At 39.2% G+C, this 16,731-nt stretch carries 11 protein-coding genes, 3 pseudogenes and 1 riboswitch; of the genes and pseudogenes, 5 read left to right on the forward strand and 9 right to left on the reverse strand.

Features of this window, described 5'->3' with window-relative positions; translation table 11 throughout:
- Positions 1 to 121: 121 nt before the first annotated feature.
- The 6 genes and pseudogenes from AB5Z52_RS07205 to AB5Z52_RS07230 all read right to left on the reverse strand — a co-directional run bounded on the left by AB5Z52_RS07205 (position 122) and on the right by AB5Z52_RS07230 (position 6,326).
- Positions 122 to 394 carry a GNAT family N-acetyltransferase gene (locus AB5Z52_RS07205; RefSeq protein WP_003126008.1) on the reverse strand — a complete coding sequence of 91 codons (273 nt, stop codon included), beginning with the start codon at positions 392 to 394 and terminating at the stop codon, positions 122 to 124.
- Positions 394 to 621: pseudogene (locus tag AB5Z52_RS07210) on the reverse strand ((4Fe-4S)-binding protein). The gene AB5Z52_RS07205 and the pseudogene AB5Z52_RS07210 overlap by 1 nt, the downstream one beginning before the upstream one ends.
- Before the next feature lie 355 nt (positions 622 to 976).
- Positions 977 to 3,166, reverse strand: a complete 2,190-nt coding sequence (locus AB5Z52_RS07215; RefSeq protein ID WP_288551747.1) for an alpha-galactosidase — start codon at positions 3,164 to 3,166, stop codon at positions 977 to 979.
- Positions 3,167 to 3,191: 25 nt separating this feature from the next.
- The gene (locus tag AB5Z52_RS07220) at positions 3,192 to 4,013 is read right to left on the reverse strand and encodes a carbohydrate ABC transporter permease (protein WP_005470910.1); all 822 of its coding nucleotides are present in this window, start codon (positions 4,011 to 4,013) and stop codon (positions 3,192 to 3,194) included.
- On the reverse strand, positions 4,010 to 4,885 hold the full coding sequence (locus tag AB5Z52_RS07225; RefSeq protein WP_021150076.1) for a carbohydrate ABC transporter permease: 876 nt from the start codon (positions 4,883 to 4,885) through the stop codon (positions 4,010 to 4,012). The genes AB5Z52_RS07220 and AB5Z52_RS07225 overlap by 4 nt, the downstream gene beginning before the upstream one ends.
- 154 nt (positions 4,886 to 5,039) lie before the next feature.
- Positions 5,040 to 6,326: pseudogene (locus AB5Z52_RS07230) on the reverse strand (ABC transporter substrate-binding protein).
- A 168-nt stretch (positions 6,327 to 6,494) separates the two neighbouring features.
- Between AB5Z52_RS07230 and AB5Z52_RS07235 the strand changes: the two are divergent.
- The 3 genes from AB5Z52_RS07235 to AB5Z52_RS07245 are packed head-to-tail and all read left to right on the forward strand — an operon-like array spanning position 6,495 to position 9,695.
- The gene (locus tag AB5Z52_RS07235) at positions 6,495 to 6,881 is read left to right on the forward strand and encodes a response regulator (protein WP_288551748.1); all 387 of its coding nucleotides are present in this window, start codon (positions 6,495 to 6,497) and stop codon (positions 6,879 to 6,881) included.
- Positions 6,802 to 8,013 (forward strand): AraC family transcriptional regulator, encoded by a 1,212-nt coding sequence (locus AB5Z52_RS07240; RefSeq protein ID WP_288551749.1) that lies wholly within the window; start codon positions 6,802 to 6,804, stop codon positions 8,011 to 8,013. The genes AB5Z52_RS07235 and AB5Z52_RS07240 overlap by 80 nt, the downstream gene beginning before the upstream one ends.
- A complete protein-coding gene (locus AB5Z52_RS07245; RefSeq protein WP_003126001.1) occupies positions 8,010 to 9,695 on the forward strand; it encodes a histidine kinase in 1,686 nt (561 codons plus the stop codon). The genes AB5Z52_RS07240 and AB5Z52_RS07245 overlap by 4 nt, the downstream gene beginning before the upstream one ends.
- A gap of 246 nt (positions 9,696 to 9,941) precedes the next feature.
- Here the strand turns inward: AB5Z52_RS07245 and AB5Z52_RS07250 are convergent, their stop codons facing one another.
- Positions 9,942 to 10,988, reverse strand: a complete 1,047-nt coding sequence (locus AB5Z52_RS07250) for a hypothetical protein (RefSeq protein ID WP_368243542.1) — start codon at positions 10,986 to 10,988, stop codon at positions 9,942 to 9,944.
- A 777-nt stretch (positions 10,989 to 11,765) separates the two neighbouring features.
- On the opposite strand from AB5Z52_RS07250, the gene AB5Z52_RS07255 reads away from it, so the two are divergent.
- Both AB5Z52_RS07255 and AB5Z52_RS07260 read left to right on the forward strand, forming a co-directional pair.
- On the forward strand, positions 11,766 to 13,247 hold the full coding sequence (locus AB5Z52_RS07255) for a helix-turn-helix domain-containing protein (protein WP_238696159.1): 1,482 nt from the start codon (positions 11,766 to 11,768) through the stop codon (positions 13,245 to 13,247).
- 457 nt (positions 13,248 to 13,704) lie between these two features.
- Positions 13,705 to 14,592, forward strand: a complete 888-nt coding sequence (locus AB5Z52_RS07260; RefSeq protein WP_288551750.1) for an Rgg/GadR/MutR family transcriptional regulator — start codon at positions 13,705 to 13,707, stop codon at positions 14,590 to 14,592.
- A 104-nt stretch (positions 14,593 to 14,696) separates the two neighbouring features.
- Here the strand turns inward: AB5Z52_RS07260 and AB5Z52_RS07265 are convergent.
- Together AB5Z52_RS07265 and AB5Z52_RS07270 are read right to left on the reverse strand one after the other, a co-directional pair.
- Positions 14,697 to 15,881 (reverse strand): annotated as a pseudogene (locus AB5Z52_RS07265) (glycoside hydrolase family 3 N-terminal domain-containing protein).
- Positions 15,882 to 16,033: 152 nt separating this feature from the next.
- A complete protein-coding gene (locus AB5Z52_RS07270) occupies positions 16,034 to 16,564 on the reverse strand; it encodes a folate family ECF transporter S component (protein WP_029486579.1) in 531 nt (176 codons plus the stop codon).
- Positions 16,565 to 16,590: 26 nt separating this feature from the next.
- Positions 16,591 to 16,689, reverse strand: a riboswitch (THF riboswitch).
- Positions 16,690 to 16,731 lie beyond the last annotated feature (42 nt).

Genomic DNA, 16,731 nt, shown 5'->3' on the forward strand with positions numbered 1-16,731 from the left:
ATTCGAAACGAAGTAGATAAAAAGCTGTTCCAAGCTCGAGTTACGAGTTTGGAACAGCTTTTGTCTACAGTCTGAAGTGGTTCCCTAAAAGAACCACTTCTTTTTTTAAAATTGAGAATTGTTATTTACTCCAAACATCGCTATATTCCGGTTTACGTTCAAACTCTTTTTTTGCAAATGGACAGAGTGGAATGATTGTTTTCTTTTCCGCGCGCGCTTTTTCTACCCCTTTTGCCACTAACTTTTCTGCCAGTCCTTGACCACGATAGGCTGGATCGACAAAAGTATGATCAATGATCATTCGTTTTGTTCCTGCATTCGACCAAGTCATTTCGCCGATCTCTTTCTCGCCGTCTAATAAGGCAAAACGATTTTTTTCTTCCTTGATTTCCATTAGTTTTCTCCCCTTTGAATAAATTTTAATGCGCCGCTTGGACAAGATTGGTTCACTTGAGCAACTTGTTCTTTTTGAGCATTATCGGGAATGACCCACGGTCGACGTCCTACCTCAAAAACAGTTGGATTACCTCAAACACACTTCCCACTGTGAATACAAATGTCTTTGTGAGAATAAACATCGAATGCTGAGCCATGATATTTGCGATACCCATCAGCAAGCAACTGTTCCTCTGCGTGTTCTTTTAAGTGCTCTGTCGTTGTTTTCCCTCCGTCACTGCTTGACTTTTATTGACCCCCTTCATCATAAGCTAAATCAACAAAAAAATAAAACAATCGCCATTTATACGTAAAAGATTTAGCAGAAAAAACAACTCTACTAGAAAAAACTGCAACATAAGCACTTCAACAAACAAACGATCCGAAGATACATCGAATCCTCTCTTCAATCCGATCCTCGTCCCTAGTCACAGAGAGAAGAATTCTTTCTCAAGTCCAGTTTGGATCATTTCGTCTGCTTTTGCTTCTGTTACAGCTCTATTCGTTTGATTTCATTTGATAGTGATTACTGAAAAGAACCTTAGTCATTATTGATCGCTGTTAGATGAACCATTTGTGTTGCATAGTCGCCGGATAAAGCAGGATCAATATAGAAACCGATCTGCATCAATTCATCGCCGCCGATTTTATATCCCCCCATTTGATACACTGTATCTGCCGCTAATCCCGCCAATTTGAGAGTGATTAGCGGTGCAGATGCTTCGGCTAATACACGGAAATAGAAAACAATCGCTTCTTGTTTATCTTCAGAAACGTACATCCACGAAGTATCATTTCCTGCAAAAGGACTCAACAAGCGAATAAACGTGCCATATTGGAAGAGTTGTCGATGTTTTTTATAAAAGGCAACTTGCTCTTTGATGGCTGCTTTTTCTTCATCGGTCACTGTCGACAAATCCAGCTCATAGCCCAAGACACCAGACATTGCAACGTTTCCGCGGATCGCTAAGTCAGTGATCCGCTGTGTTTGATGGTTAGGCACTGCTGAAACATGCGAACCCATGCTAGAAGCCGGGTATGACAGGCTGGTTCCATATTGGATTTTCAAACGGGCTATCGCATCGGTATTATCACTCGTCCATATCTGCGGCATGTAATACAAGAAACCTGCATCAAAACGACCACCCCCGCCAGAACATCCTTCAAACAAAATAGTGGGATGAGCAGCTGTCAATCGTTCTAAAAAGTCATACAGACCTAAAATATAGCGATGGAACACCTCCCCTTGCTGGGTAGGATGTAACAACAATGAATAGACATCCGTCATGTTGCGATTCATGTCCCACTTAATATAATCAATGGGTACTTCGTTAAATAGAAGGGCTAACTGATCAAAAATATGTTTCCGAACATCTTCTCTAGAAAAGTCCAGTACAAACTGACTGCGACTTAATGCGGGAGAACGTCCAGGTACTTTTAAGGCCCACTCGGGGTGCTGACGATACAACTCGCTCACTTCTGAGATCATTTCCGGCTCTAACCAGAGACCGAATTTCAAACCCTTCTGATGGACTTTTTCCGCAAACCCTCGCAGACCAGAAGCTAACTTTCCTTCATTCTCATACCAGTCACCCAGAGAAGTCAAATCATTTTCTCGTGCACCAAACCAACCGTCATCCAAAACAAACAATTCAATTCCCAATGCCTTCGCTTCATCGACGATCTGCTCCAGTTTTTCTTCATCGAAATCAAAATAAGTGGCTTCCCAGTTATTGATCAACGTCGGACGTTCAGTCAGCTGATACTGTCCACGAATAAGATGACTATTATAAAAGCGATGATAGGTTTGTGACATTTGGTTGAGCCCTTGATTACTATAAACTGTAACCACTTCTGGTGATTGGAAGCTTTCCTGAGGTGGTACTGTCCAGGCAAATCGATAACTACTGATGCCCATGATGAGCCGCGTTTGATCATAAGGATCTTTTTCGATAATCGTTTCGTGATTGCCGCTATACAGTAAACTAACGCCATAACATTCTCCCGAGAATTCTGTTGTAGCGGGATCTGCCAAAATAACAAAAGGATTCTGTTGATGGCTGCTGGAACCTCGCTTGCTGTCCAATTTCTTGATACCTGTCTGAACTGGTTCTCGACTGATTTGCCGTTCTTTCGCCCATGCACCATTCAATTGGATCAAATCAAGCGGCCGGTTGGGAAAATCCAGTGATTGACTGGCTAGTTGATGGATAACGATTGGTTCAAGACCGTCATTTTTTAAGGCACTTGAACGAATGATTGCTGATGTATCAGTAAAAATACTATAATTCAAAACCAATTCAAGCGCGGCAACTTCATCTCGCAATATGATTTGCAACGTTTCGATTTCTTGCGGAGCACCGTGAGTTTGAGGCAACCCCGCAAGTGCTGGTTTGCCTTGACTGATTTCATGGCTTTGATAGATAAAATGCGCAATATGACTGCCATTTGGCAGTTGGATATCATATGCCGCTTCACGAAAATCACCGAACCCATTCCCAGGAAATTCCATCATCAGCGTATCCAGCGAGAATAAGCGATCCTTGCTGCCTGCTGGATTCGGCGAAAAAGAACGATCTAATCGCGGGTAACGATAATGGCCAGAATAATGGGTAATTTTCTTTCCAAAGTAGATATGCGCTAAATTTCCACCTTCTTCGATCTGCATCACATAACTGATTTTGTTGTTGCTTAAATGAAAAATTTGGTTTTTTTTATCAAAATGGATCATTTCATTTCCTCGTTTTCTCTTTTCTTTACTTCACAGAACCTAACATGCCTTGTACGAATTGTTTTTGTAATACGAAAAAGATAATCGCTGTTGGCAAAGTGGCGATCACGATCCCGCACATCATCATGCCGTAATCCGGTGTATAGGAAGCCCCCATCGCAGATAAAACCAACGGAACTGTCCGTTTATCCGGTGATTGCAAGGCAACTAATGGCCACAGGTAGTTGTTCCAGCTATTCATAAAGGTAATGATCGCTGCTGCTGCATACGTATTTTTAGCAGTAGGCATATAGACTCGGAAGAAAATACTTAACTCATTCAGCCCATCAATGCGAGCTGCTTCTACTAATTCTTTAGGGAAAGCTTTGATATTTTGGCGGAAAAAGAAAATCAGGAACGCTGTACAAACAGAAGGTAAAATGACCACTGCAAAAGTATTGATTCCGATTGGGGTTCCGCTAAGCTGACTAAACATGCGGTATAACGGAATCATCAAAGCCGCAAAAGGAACCATCATCGATAAGAGTAAAATATTGAAAATGCGATCTTTTGTTTTGGTTCGATAGATCTCAAACCCATAGCCCGCCATGGAAGAAAACAGCAACGCGAAGACGGTCGTAATGACCGCAATCACTGCAGAGTTGCCCAAAGCACAAGTAAAGTTCAGTTCAGAAGCAAATAAATTTTGGAAATTGATCACCAGCTGATCACCGATCATGATTTTTCCTGCCACAATGTCAAAGGTTTGATTGGTCATTCCCAATACCATCCAGACAAATGGAAAGACGGAAATAAAGGCCAAAAGACCTAAGAAAAGATACTTTAAGCTTAAAGAGAGTGTTTTCAATTTTCTTTCCCTCCTAATTTTGTTTGGATGACGGATAAGACCACAATAGCGATCACGATCACAAAGGATACTGCCGCCGCATAGCCAAAGTTCGGGGTGAATTTATAACTTAAATTATAAATGTACTGCGAGAGCGTGGTGGTTGCATTGGCAGGTCCCCCACCTGTAATATTTTGTACTTCGTCAAATAGTTGCAATGTTCCGATCGTTGAAGTAATTGTCGTGAATAAAATGATTGGCCGCAAATTAGGAATAGTTATCTTGAAAAGTTGATCCCATTTAGTCGCACCATCAATTTCAGCAGCTTCATAGATGCTAGGATCAATGTTTTGCATACCAGAAATAAAGAAAATCATATTATAGCCTGTCCAGCGCCAAGTAATGGCAAAAATAATCAAGACTTTTGCCCAGAAAGGATCCGTTAGCCATTGAATCGGCACCTCAATCAAATGAATTTGCATTAAAAAATTATTGACTAACCCATTCGCTGAGAATAAACTTTTCATGATCAACGAGTAAGAGACCAATGAAGTGATACAAGGTAAAAACAAGGCCGTTCGGAAAAGTCCTTTGAATTTTAATTTTTTGTCATTTAGTATGTTCGAGACGATCAAAGCCAAAAACAGCATGATCGGTACTTGGATCAATAAGTATAAAAATGTATTACCAAAAGCTTTCTTAAAGGTTGAGTCACTCAGCATCCGCTGATAGTTTCCCAAACCGTTGAATGACATCGTTGTCGGCGGTCCCGACTGGAAAGACGTAAAAAGAGCTGAAATCATAGGAACAAATACTAATAGTGTAATCAAGATCACAGGCAAAGAAATAAACGCGTTTCCATTCGCAAACCAATTTTTCGATTTATTTTTCATGGTGATTCCTCCTTCAAACGACACTATGGCACCAATCTAATGACTATACGAACGATTGCTGCTTAACAATCTCCTCTAATGGGAAATTATTGGTACCAGCAGCTATCGTTCGTATCTGATTTGTTGATTATGAAACCATAGCTAAATGATTTGCTTAGTTTGCGATTTGTGCTTCTACTTGTGTTTGTGCATCTTCTAGTACTTTATCGATATCTTCCCCATTGATTACTCGCTGCAAGCTTTCTGTCAATACAGATTCGATCGCATAAGTATGATTGCCGTAGTTGACGGCCGGGATCTCTTGTGACTATTGAGAGAAGTCTTGGAAAACTTTTTGTCCTCCATAAAAATCAAGTCCTGAAGTATATTCTTTTGTCTCTTCGGCAGCATTCATCGTTGAAACCAGCCCAATTTCAGTTGCCAATGTTCCCATCAATTCTTTATTTGAAGCAAACGTTTTCGCTAAAAAGTCTTTCGCATTCTCTTCACCAGCTACGCCTTTAATGACATACCATCCTGCTCCGCCAATACTTGATGCGTTCACTGAATTGCCACCAGCTAGTGCCGGAATCGGTGCAATCGCCCATTTGCCGCTTTGATCTTCAGCCCCTTGAATCGTACTAGAATACCAAGCGCCTGTTGGTGCTGCAGCAACATTTCCGGATTGGACTGCATTGACGCCGCCATCCCAATCAGAGACTTGTTCAACTAATCCTTCATTCAGTAGTGTCGCCAATACATTCAAGCCGGCTTTGAATGATTCGTTGTCTTTAATCGTTACTGTGGTGCCGTCTTCACCGGTATACCATTCACCAGCTGACTGCATGATGATCCGTGCCAATCCCAAATCGCTTGGATCCAGAGACATCATGGCATGTTCCGTTTTCTCCTTGACATCTTTGGCAATTTGAATAAAGTCATCCCAGGTAATATCTTGGAGATCAGCAGCTTCATATCCTGCATCTGCTAAATAATCTGTACGATAAAACAGCCCTGCTACCCCACTATCAAAAGGTACACCGTAGATCACATCATCGATTTTGTTGACGGCGAATTTGTAGCTGGAAAAGTCATCTTCATTGACAATATCAGTTAAGTCGCTGAAAGCATCCGGATAGGAAGATAAATAGCCTTGAATACGATAGTCTTCGATCAAAACGATATTTGGCAAGCCATCCGTATTGCCTGATGCTAGACTAGTGTTCAACTTTTGAACGATGTCATCCTGTGACATGGTCACTACTTCCACATCAACATCCTTGTTTTCGTAAACCTTTTTCGCTTCATTGACAGCTTTGATATTGAAAGTCTCATCCCAAGCCCAAACTGTAACCTTATCAGAAGAACCTCCAGTGTCACCAGTACTTTCGTTGTTGCTGCCACAAGCTGTCAATGTCAATACAGTAGCGGCAGTCACAAGTGATGCAAGCAATTTTTTCATTTTTCTCCCTCTTTCCTTTTAATTACATTTTTACTATACACTGGAGTTGTAAACGGATACAATACGCGTGGAAGAGCTTACTAAAATAGTCCAAAAATAGAAAATTTTTACTAATACCTTTCTTTTATGAAAGCGTTTATACTAGAATAAAGAAATAGGGGGGATACCATGCATCATTTACATACAGTCTTGCTTGTGGATGACGAGACCACTATTCGTGATGGTTTAAAACATATGATTCGTTGGGAGCAAGAAGGTTTTCGCTTGCTAGGAGATGCAGCAAACGGACAGGAGGCTCTAAACCTGATCCAGCAATTACAGCCAGAGATCGTGATCACAGATTTAAAAATGCCGCAAATGGACGGCATCCAATTAACAACCATCATTCAACAACAATACCCATCTATCCATTTTCTGGTATTGAGCAGTTATGATGATTTTCACTATGTCAGTCAGTCTTTTAAGAACGGTGCCATTGATTTACTTGCTAAAGCCAACATTGACGCCTGCTTTGTTGCTGAAAGCCCTAAACACCATCCGCGAAAAAAAATCTGATACCCGCCAAATAACCGCTGAGGTCCCATTACAAGAATCTTTGAATCGCTATCTGGCTGGGTATGAAGAACCACTTACTCCTTTTGCTGACTATCTTGAAATAGCTATGAAACAGCAACTATGTTTTCTTTATACGAATGTCAGTTATTTTCGTTCTACTGAACAGCTTTTTCATGCATTGACAGAATTTTCGCAATCGAATACTCACTTAAAAACATTAGCGTTCAAGACCAGTAACAATGATGCAGGGCTATTGATCAGTTATTCAGCAGAATATGATTTTTTTTCCTCTTTGAAAAAATGTTTGGACCAGTTGACCTATACCGAACCAAATGCCTTTTTTACCCTTGGCTGCTCATTTGAATCGATTGACGACTTACGCACAGCTTTTCTGACTCTCAAAGATAAAAGTCGGGAACAATCGTTTTTTTACAAACAGCAGCGGCTTGTTTTTGAGCATGAACTTTTTATGTACATGGAAAGTGATCGTTTTGATACAAAAAAATTTTTGCGGGCATTATTAGACAATAATTTCCTGTTGGGGATTACGCGTATCGAAGACTATTTCAATGAGATGATTCTATCAAATGTTGATCCGAACTTTCTAAAACAGCAGGCCAGCAGTATTTTTTATACGCTATTATCCCGGTTAGAAGAAGAATTTCCAACAGCCCCCCGCTTTAGTCGCTTACGAGCTGAATTTCTTCATGAGATCGGCCATGTCTTATATTTGGAGGATTTCTCCGATTTGTTGTTGTCAACGATCGATGAGATACGACTGCAACTGACAGCCCTCTCCCCTATGGATGAAGATGACTTACTGGTCTCGATCCAGCGCTTCATTCAAGACAATTATATGAAGAGCCTCTCACTATCTGAGTTGGCAGAAACGTTCCACTTTAGTTATACCTACTTGTCAGCTTTCCTTTCTTCAAAATTAAAAATGAGTTTCTCTGATTATCTAAAAAATACACGTCTAGAAAAAGCCAAAGAGTTGCTGACCCAATCTGAGTTGAATTTGTCAGAAATCAGTGAAGCAGTTGGTTATTCCGATATCAGCTATTTTTCTCGAATCTTTAAAAAAGAATTTCAAGTCACTCCTTCTAAGTATCGGCGGTTGAACCAATTATGAGAATCCAACAGTGGCTCAAAAAAAATGAATTGTTCAGCCGAATCTTTTTGTTTGTTGTGGTAGGAGTAATCAGTGTTTGTTTACTGACAGTGATCGTTATCTATGGACGGTCCAAAGATGCTTATGTGGCTTCGTATCAGAGCTCGAACCGCTTGCTTTTGGATAAGATCCAGGAAGATTATGAGCGCTTGAATGAGAATATCAATCGTATTTTTGATGTCGTCGATGAGAGCAAAGCCGTAGAAAATTATTTAAAAGGACAGCTAAATCAGGGAAGAACGATTTTAGAACTCAATGAACAGTTGAAAGATACTCGCTCGCTTTTTCAAACGATTCCTTCCAACTTGGTATTGATTGGAACGAACGGACGATCATTCTTTCAAAATGATGCTGTCCGAAACCAGTCGGTTGAAACTTTTTTGGCAAGTGAATTTACGCAGCAAATCAATGAAAATGAGGCTATTAGTCAATACTATTTTCTGGAGCAAGGGTTGAGCACTTCTACGAGCCATTCACCAGGACTGATGTATGTACGTAAGTTGATGAAAGATGATGCTTTATTCGGCTATGCATTGATTTTTTTGAAAGAATCTGATTTTTCTTCCATCTATCGGCAATTGTTAGACACAACGCTGCATACCATCTATGTGGTCAATGATCAGGGACAGATCTTATCCACTTCTGAAGAACAAAAATTAGGCACAGCTTTTGATTCAGCTATGATCGAAGTGAAAAATGATTCAGTGAATCAGATGCCTCTTTATTCTTATCAGTTTACTTTTTATGATCTGCTGGATGAATCGCATTTAGTACGCAACATGAATCTGATCAAGCCTGCCGTATGGATCGCTTTTCTCAGTATCTTGCTCTTTAGCCTGTTTGCTTTCTGGATCATTCGTACGATCACACAACCAATTTATCAGTTGATCGACAAATTACCGGCAGTCACACAGGGTGATTTCAGCAACAAGGTCTCGATCAACGGGACCTATGAAACACAGGAACTAGGACGTGCCTATAATTTGATGCTTGAGGATTTAGAATCGTATGTCGATCATTTGATGATTACTGAAGCGGAAAAACGCAAATTTGAAATCCGTTCCTTGCAAATGCAGATTCAACCTCATTTTGTTTACAATACACTCACCGCAATCAAATTTTTGATTTGGCAAAATGAACAGGAGAAAGCAACACAAGCCATCGATAGTTTCGTCCAATTGCTTCGCCATACCTTCAACCGCAAAGAGATCGTTCCATTAAAAGATGAACTCGCCATCGTAGAAGAATATCTAATCTTGATGAACGTTCGTTATGGTGACCGGATTCAATCAGCGATTTTCTCAGCAGAAGAATGTGAAAATTGTTTGGTTCCAAAAATGATCTTGCAGCCAATCATCGAAAATGCTTATCTGCATGCGTTTCCTGAAGAAGAGAAAGGTTACATTCAAATCTTCTCTCGTATCAGTAAATCAGGGCTAGTCATCGAAATCATTGATACAGGTATCGGCTTTGATGAAGCATCTTCGGTGATTAGGAACCAGACAAGCGAACATTATTCTGGTATCGGATTGGAGAATATCGATCAACGAATCAAATTACTCTACGGGGAAAAATATGGCCTGACAGTTGACTCTCGTGTCAATGAAGGAACGACTGTGCGCTTATTATTGCCAAAACAGTAAGTAACATAATTCTTAAAAGAGCCAAAAAAAATCCAGCCATTCGCACTCCGGCTATTTTTCTCAAATCTAAGAAAATAGCTTCCCCAGAGAGGCCATGGGTGGATTTCTTAATCTTAATCGCTTACGTTTTTTCCATTGGAGGCAATGACTTATTGCTATAAAAAACCAATCATCAATGAACCGGCTTCCATTGGAATCCTCCATTGATGATTGGTTACTCCCTATTTTTGTGGGTATCTTTTACTTTTAGATCCGATTTTCGTGATCCGCAGTTTTGACTAAGTTCGCACCGACCATGCCGCCGATTGATGTTAAAACTAGTCCTAAGACCATTGCTATAAAGCCCCATATGGATGCTTTAGCAGTAGCATCACTTATTTCATCAGCTTTTTTACGCGCATCTTTGACTGCTTGATCGATATCTTGTTTTGCTTGTTCAAGATTTTGCTGTGCTGTTTCAATTTGTTGTTGTGCTTCATCAGAAGCTTTTTGTAAGCCATTGACAATATTTTGTGTTGCTTCTTGTGCTTCTTGTTGATTTAAATCGGTATTTTTCGCAACCGCATTTGAAATGGCTTCTTCGTCAACAGAATCGCTGATTTTTGTTGCCCGATCTTTGAGCTTCGTTGAAAGATCATCGATGATTTCGTCAGCTTTATTTGGATCCGTAGCAATTTTCTTCCCTGCATCGGTAATATCGCTCGTTGCATCAGAAACTTGATCTTGCAAGTAGTTTGGCTGTAATTCAGGAACGTCAGTATCTTTTAATACATCGCGGACATCCGTTTCCAATTGATCTGTATTAATATCTCCCATATTCCCTGTGATCTCATCAAAGGTCTTTGATGCGACATCTGCTGTTCCCGATGCGACATTCCCTACGCCACTTCCGACAGCTGAAGCAATGTTGCCCAGTAATGAGCCGACAACAGAAAATGCCCCAATTGTTACATATGATAACATGACGATTGTAACGATCATACTGGTTGCCCAAGTAAGAAATCCATGTACCAAACCAACGCGTCTAGCTGCTACACCAGAAACAAATCCTGCTCCGAACAATGAAAGAATCAATGTCACAACAGTCCAAATCATCAAACCTGTTCCCACACCATCCAATGGGTTGTTTGAGGTAGGTTCCACCATGCCAAAGCCGATCGCTGAGCCGATTAATGAAAATGTCATAAATAATGCAATAAACGTCACGACTCCTGCGAAAATAGAGCCCCAAGATAAGTTATAACCTGCCTCCCGCTCATTTGCTCCTAAATAATCTCTAAATCCGTGTTTCATTTTACATCCTCCTTTTTTTCCTCTAAAACCAGTCTAACAACCCTACGTTTTTTTATCAATCAAGCCGACTTATCCCTCGCCCAGAAGTAAAAATACATTTGTTTTTCTATTCATCAGCACTAGCTTTTCAACTTATATTTATTAGGTTTTGTCACCATTTCTTGAAAGATAATAAAAATAATCGTTTTTGAAGAAACCCACGCCATTCTCAATTGTCTCCTAACCATTCTCACCCCTAAATGGACAACAATTTTTCAGATTATTTCCATGTAAACAAAAAAGCACAACTAACATCTCTCTTGTTCGCTAAGAATAATCGTCAAAAAGCTTTTGTACCGCCTTTTTCTAAGTTCAGCATGTAGGATTTCCTAAGGATCAGCATCGTCCATTTACTGAAATCACATAGATAAAAATAAGTACATGCACTTGTCACTGTTTTTTAACTTGTAGGAACAGGTATTATGTGTTATTTTAAAAACAAAAAATCTTCTTATATCGTTCGTTTATTAATTACGTACATATATTTAAAGACCGAATAATTATTCTATAGTGATTCTTTTACTCTAAAAAAACGCATAAAAAAAAAGTGAAAATCTGCTATTTTTGAATAGCGATTTTCTTCACATAAAATCCAATGATAATTTTACACCGAGATTATTTAATTACACAACACGACAAAAGAAGAACTTTTTTAATCAAAAATTGGTATCTCAAACTTACATTTTTGATTCATTATTAAATAATATTTATGATAATATTTTTAAAAGGAGGATGATTATGTTTGAAGATCTGTTACTCACCAATCATGCAAAGAAAAAATTAGCAATTTTGACTTATTTAAATGAGAATACCAATCAACCAATCAATATCAGTAAAATCGCCGAGCATCTGGGCTTGTCTTATCACGGGATAGCACCACTCATAGAGGAAATGCAACAAGAGTTTTCAGCGCTTTATCAAGTTTCGTTATGTGAAAAAGGTTTCAAGGTTCGTTCATTAGAAGAACCACTTTCCTATTCACTTTATCAGAAGTATTTGATTCAGGAAAGCCTTGCTTTCCAACTTCTACTTACATCGATCATGAACCCGGAAATGACCATCAATGATTTTTCAACCGTTCATTTTGTCAGTCATTCAACGATCACCCGGGCACTTAAACCATTGAATACTTATTTATTGGGAAAAGAAATCCATTTGAATGTTTCTCAGTTGAAACTGACTGGAAATGAAATCAATATCCGTTCATTTTACGTTCAAATTTTAACTTATTTAGAGAACTCACCATTAGAAGCGGATTACCTAACGGACTTCAGTGATCAAACGGTTTTGATCAACGAATTAGCATTACAAAAGTTTTCTCCTGTTAACCAACGACTGATCTTAGTCATTTTATTTGTATCCAAACTTCGTTTCGAACAAGGCTATTTGCTTAACCCAATCAATGGTTTTGAAAAATTATTTTCAAAGATGAACCATCCTCTAGAAAATTATTTTACGGCATTTATGACTGACGAAAAGCAAGTAACTTATCAGATCAATTATGTCAAAGGAATGCTGTTCTTTCTAGTCCGTTTCGCTGAGCCAACACCAGAAAGAGCTGCTCTACTTTGTGATTTCTATGAACAGATCAAAGAAGATGATCCTATTTTTCATGAGTTTATGGCTGATTTTAGTCACGTATTATTACCAGAAATCGTTGGGATCCCTTTTGATGAAGAAGTATTTTCTGAAATTCAAAAAGATAGCTTCATTATTCTGTATATTTTTTATGCAAACAATGGCCTATTGATTGATTTTTGGTCTCAAAATGAGTTGAATCTATCCTTTCAAAAGAAAGGATTTACAAATCTACAGAAAAAGATTCGTCCATTTTTGACAAAATACACTCGACGTGTTGGTTATGAATGGCTCAAAAAAGCCAAATCGCCAGTCCTAGACTATCTGACTTTTTTCATATATCCGTTTTATCAACAGCATCATTTACAAAAATTACAGGTGGGAATCATTCCTTCATTGAATTTATCAGCCATTCAGCAAATCAGTTTTTTACTGGATCACATTCAATTTGTGGACTATGATATCGTAAGAAACCACGAAAAAGACTTTGACTATTACATCGTTCCAGCAAATAGATTGTTGCCAGCAATTGAGTATCCTGCTTATGTCATGGAAGAAACTGAGACTCTAAAAGAGTTGTCGCCATTATTTGACGCTTTATGGGAGGAATATCTGACAATCAACGACTTTTCTATAAACTAAAAAACCAGTGGCTTCCTTTTTGGAATGCCACTGGTTTTCTGTCTATCATTCTTGATTTAACATAGAAAAAAGCAGAAATCGCTGTTTTCCTGCTTTTTCCTACTTCAAGTTCCTGTTTCCTCCTAAGATCGACAGCCTGGAATGCCTGCTAAGCAGGACTTTGGGGAGAGGTCAACGACCTTGGAGGAGCAAATAGTAAATTATTACTAGAAACCACCTATTTTTTGCGCTATCGAAATCTGAATTCAATCAGATTTACTGAACGAACGTTTAGCGTAAGAAAGAAAAAATGTTGATCATATTTTCAACAACTTCCCATGGAAATCCAAATAATTGAAACATTTTCTTTTCCTCCTTTAATTGACTTTCCTTTAGTTTAATTGGAAAATAGGACTATAGTTGATTTGGACTATTTTTTCGTCCACCTATTTTCTAGGTGCATTTAGGAGGTGCTTTTTTGGAAGCCAATCTATTACTGAAAAAGTTACGTACTGAACGTAATCTTTCCCAAAGAAAGTTAGCAGCCGATATATCTGAGCGGAGCACATTAGCTACTTTTGAACAAAAAGGGCATCGAATTGCTTTTGATATCCTTTACAAATACCTTGATCGCTTGAATGTGACTCTCGAAGAATTTGAATACCATTTGATAAATAATCAATTAAATGAAAAGAAGCAACTCTCGAAACAATTTCACAATGCTTATTACCAACATGATTTTGATCAGCTGGCCGTCTTGATCGAAGAATCTAAAACAACGTATCAGGAAACGCAAGACTTTTTCTATTATTTGCTTTATAGCCAATACTATTTGATCTTGAAGAAAAAGGGATACGTACATACTATCGATGAAACAGAAAGAATTGAAACCGTGATAAAAGGTTATCTCGACAAAATCGAAACTTGGGGAAGATTTGAAATCACCATTTTTGCAAATCTAATGTTTCTTTTTACAGACGAATATATTTTGTTTCAAATCGAGCAATTGAATAAGCAGGAGTTTTATAATAACTTGCTTAGTCTTAATTATCATATTTATTCTAAGCTGTTGACCAACGCTGCCTTTCTTTTCATTGACCGCAGTCAAATCGATCATCTTAAACAAATTTTGTTTTATATGACCAAAAATATTCCATTAGACAATGACCGGATTCGATTGATGATCCGCTATTTTGAAGGAATCATCGCGATTTTCCATGGTGAGATCGAAACTGGGAAACAAACAATTTCAAAGACTATTGAGATCCTAAACTTTTTAGGACAATCTGCCTATGCCGCTGAATTAACAGAATTAGCAACCAACGTCCTGTTGACCGTAGCGCCTTCTGAAGAACCTTTCTTATAATGTCGTTGTTCTCAAAATCAATGTAAGAAAAAAAAACGATCTGAATGCCTTTTTTCGGCCCCAATAAATGGTGACCGGAAACAGTGACTTTCAGATCGTTTTCTTTAATTGATTAATCCAAGGGAAGTTTTCCATTCAAGGACTCGTTTGACGGAAGCATCGATGGCTGCTTCCGGATAATTACCACTTCTGACAGCATCCACAATCACTGGGATCTGTTACTGATAGGTAGATGACATCACTAAATCATTCCCTGCTTCTAATGCTCTCAGCCCTGCTTCTGATTGGGAAATAAAGTCTGCTAGGCCCGCCATATCCATGTCATCCGTCATGATTACTCCTTTGAAACCTAGCTGCTTCCTCAATAAATCATGGACAGGCTTCGAAATAGAGGCTGGTGCGCTGGCATCAATACTGGTAACAATATTATGTGAGACTAAAATACTGTCAGCTCCCGCTTTGATTCCAGCTTCAAAAGGCAAGAAATCATTCGTTTCCAACTCGTCTAACGAACGTTCATCTGTAACGATCTCTACATGAGAATCACGGTTATTGCCGTATCCGGGAAAATGCTTCAATGTTGAGCCAATCCGCTTCTCTTTCAAAACTGCAATGTTTCTACGAACAAATTCACTGGTTCCTTCGGCATCTAAGCCTATGGTTCGATCGTAGATAAAGGCATTCGGATCAGTCGCTACATCGGCGACCGGAAACAGACCGGTAGAAATGCCATATTCGTGGAAAATAGCTGCCTTTTGAGCAGTATCTTCTTCAATTGCTTGCCAGCCCCCTTGTTGGTAAAGTTGCTGAGGGGATAAAAATGGTGTTTGTACCAATGCAGGGTTGCGACTGATTCGAGTGACAGTTCCCCCTTCTTCGTCCATTCCGATCAGCAAAGGGATGGAACTGGCTTGCTGATAATCAGCAATCTTTTGCTTCAACGTCTCAGCTGTCTCATTCTCCGTATCACGTCCGAATAAGACATAGCCGCCTAAATGATAGGTTTGTATATCTTCGACTTGATTGATTTCAGGCACTCGTACAAAAAATAGTTGCCCGACTTTTTCTTCTAGACTCATTTGGTCAATCCGCTTATCAATCGTCGTTTCCTCCTCAGTTGATTGTTCGGGAATACTCGACTCGGTACTTAGAGAACTTGTTGACGTTGTTTGTGAAGCGTTTGTCGGTTCTTCCCCATTTGACTGTTGGTCCATCAGCCACTTCATTCCTCCTATAATGAGCAACAGAAGCAAAATAAAGCCACCCATAAGGATTCCTTTTTTATTCATAAATTCCTCCAGTTCATAAATTCCTCGTCTTATTTTACATCAGCCTATTTTAGCATGCCTTTTAAGGTAAAAAAAGCGAACACGACACACTCAAGTGTACTGTTCGCTTTATTGGATGTTTGTTTTTTATTCTTTTTTTGTTGCTAAAATGATTAGGTAAAACGCCGAGTCAAGCGTTTATAAGGCACTGCGCGCCCAACAAAGTAGATCAAAACTGTCTGAATAGGAAACATGATAACAGCTTTCATCAATCGAGCCGACCAAATTGCCCAGCTTGTTAATGGAATATTCAGCATCATTGCCAACCAGATCGGTGTCAAAATCAATGTGATCAGAAGGGTATTCAGCAAGACCACTGTTGCTGCCCGTTTCCAAGTTACTTCCTTTCTATAAAAAAAGTAACCGTAGATCAACCCACCTACGAATGCATTGATCGTAAATCCGAAGAAATAAGCGGATTTAGGGAATAAAATCATTCCTGCTATATCAGCGACCGAAGCCCCTACAGCAGTCCAGAATGGCCCAAAAAGCATCCCCATAATCAACTCAGGAACAAAAGTGAAGGTGAGTTTCAAATAGGCTGTTTCAAACCCCAAGATTTGCGACAAGACCACCATCAGGGCAATCAAAAGCCCCATGACCGCGATCATGTGTGCGTCGACTTTTCTTTTCATAACGAGCATCTCCTTTTAGAGCTGCTACAAATTCATGCAGCGAATGCGAAAATAAAACCGCGAACGAATCGTTCTTCGTCCAAAAGGCAACATCCCATCCTTTCGACACTTAACGCTTTATTTCCTACTCTGATTTATTTAGGTATCTCTACCCAGACAAACTATAGCACAGATTC

It is taken from the genome of Enterococcus sp. RTP21361st1_A6_RTP21361_211029, from assembly GCF_040910045.1.
GTDB classification, from domain to species: Bacteria; Bacillota; Bacilli; order Lactobacillales; family Enterococcaceae; genus Enterococcus_D; species Enterococcus_D gallinarum.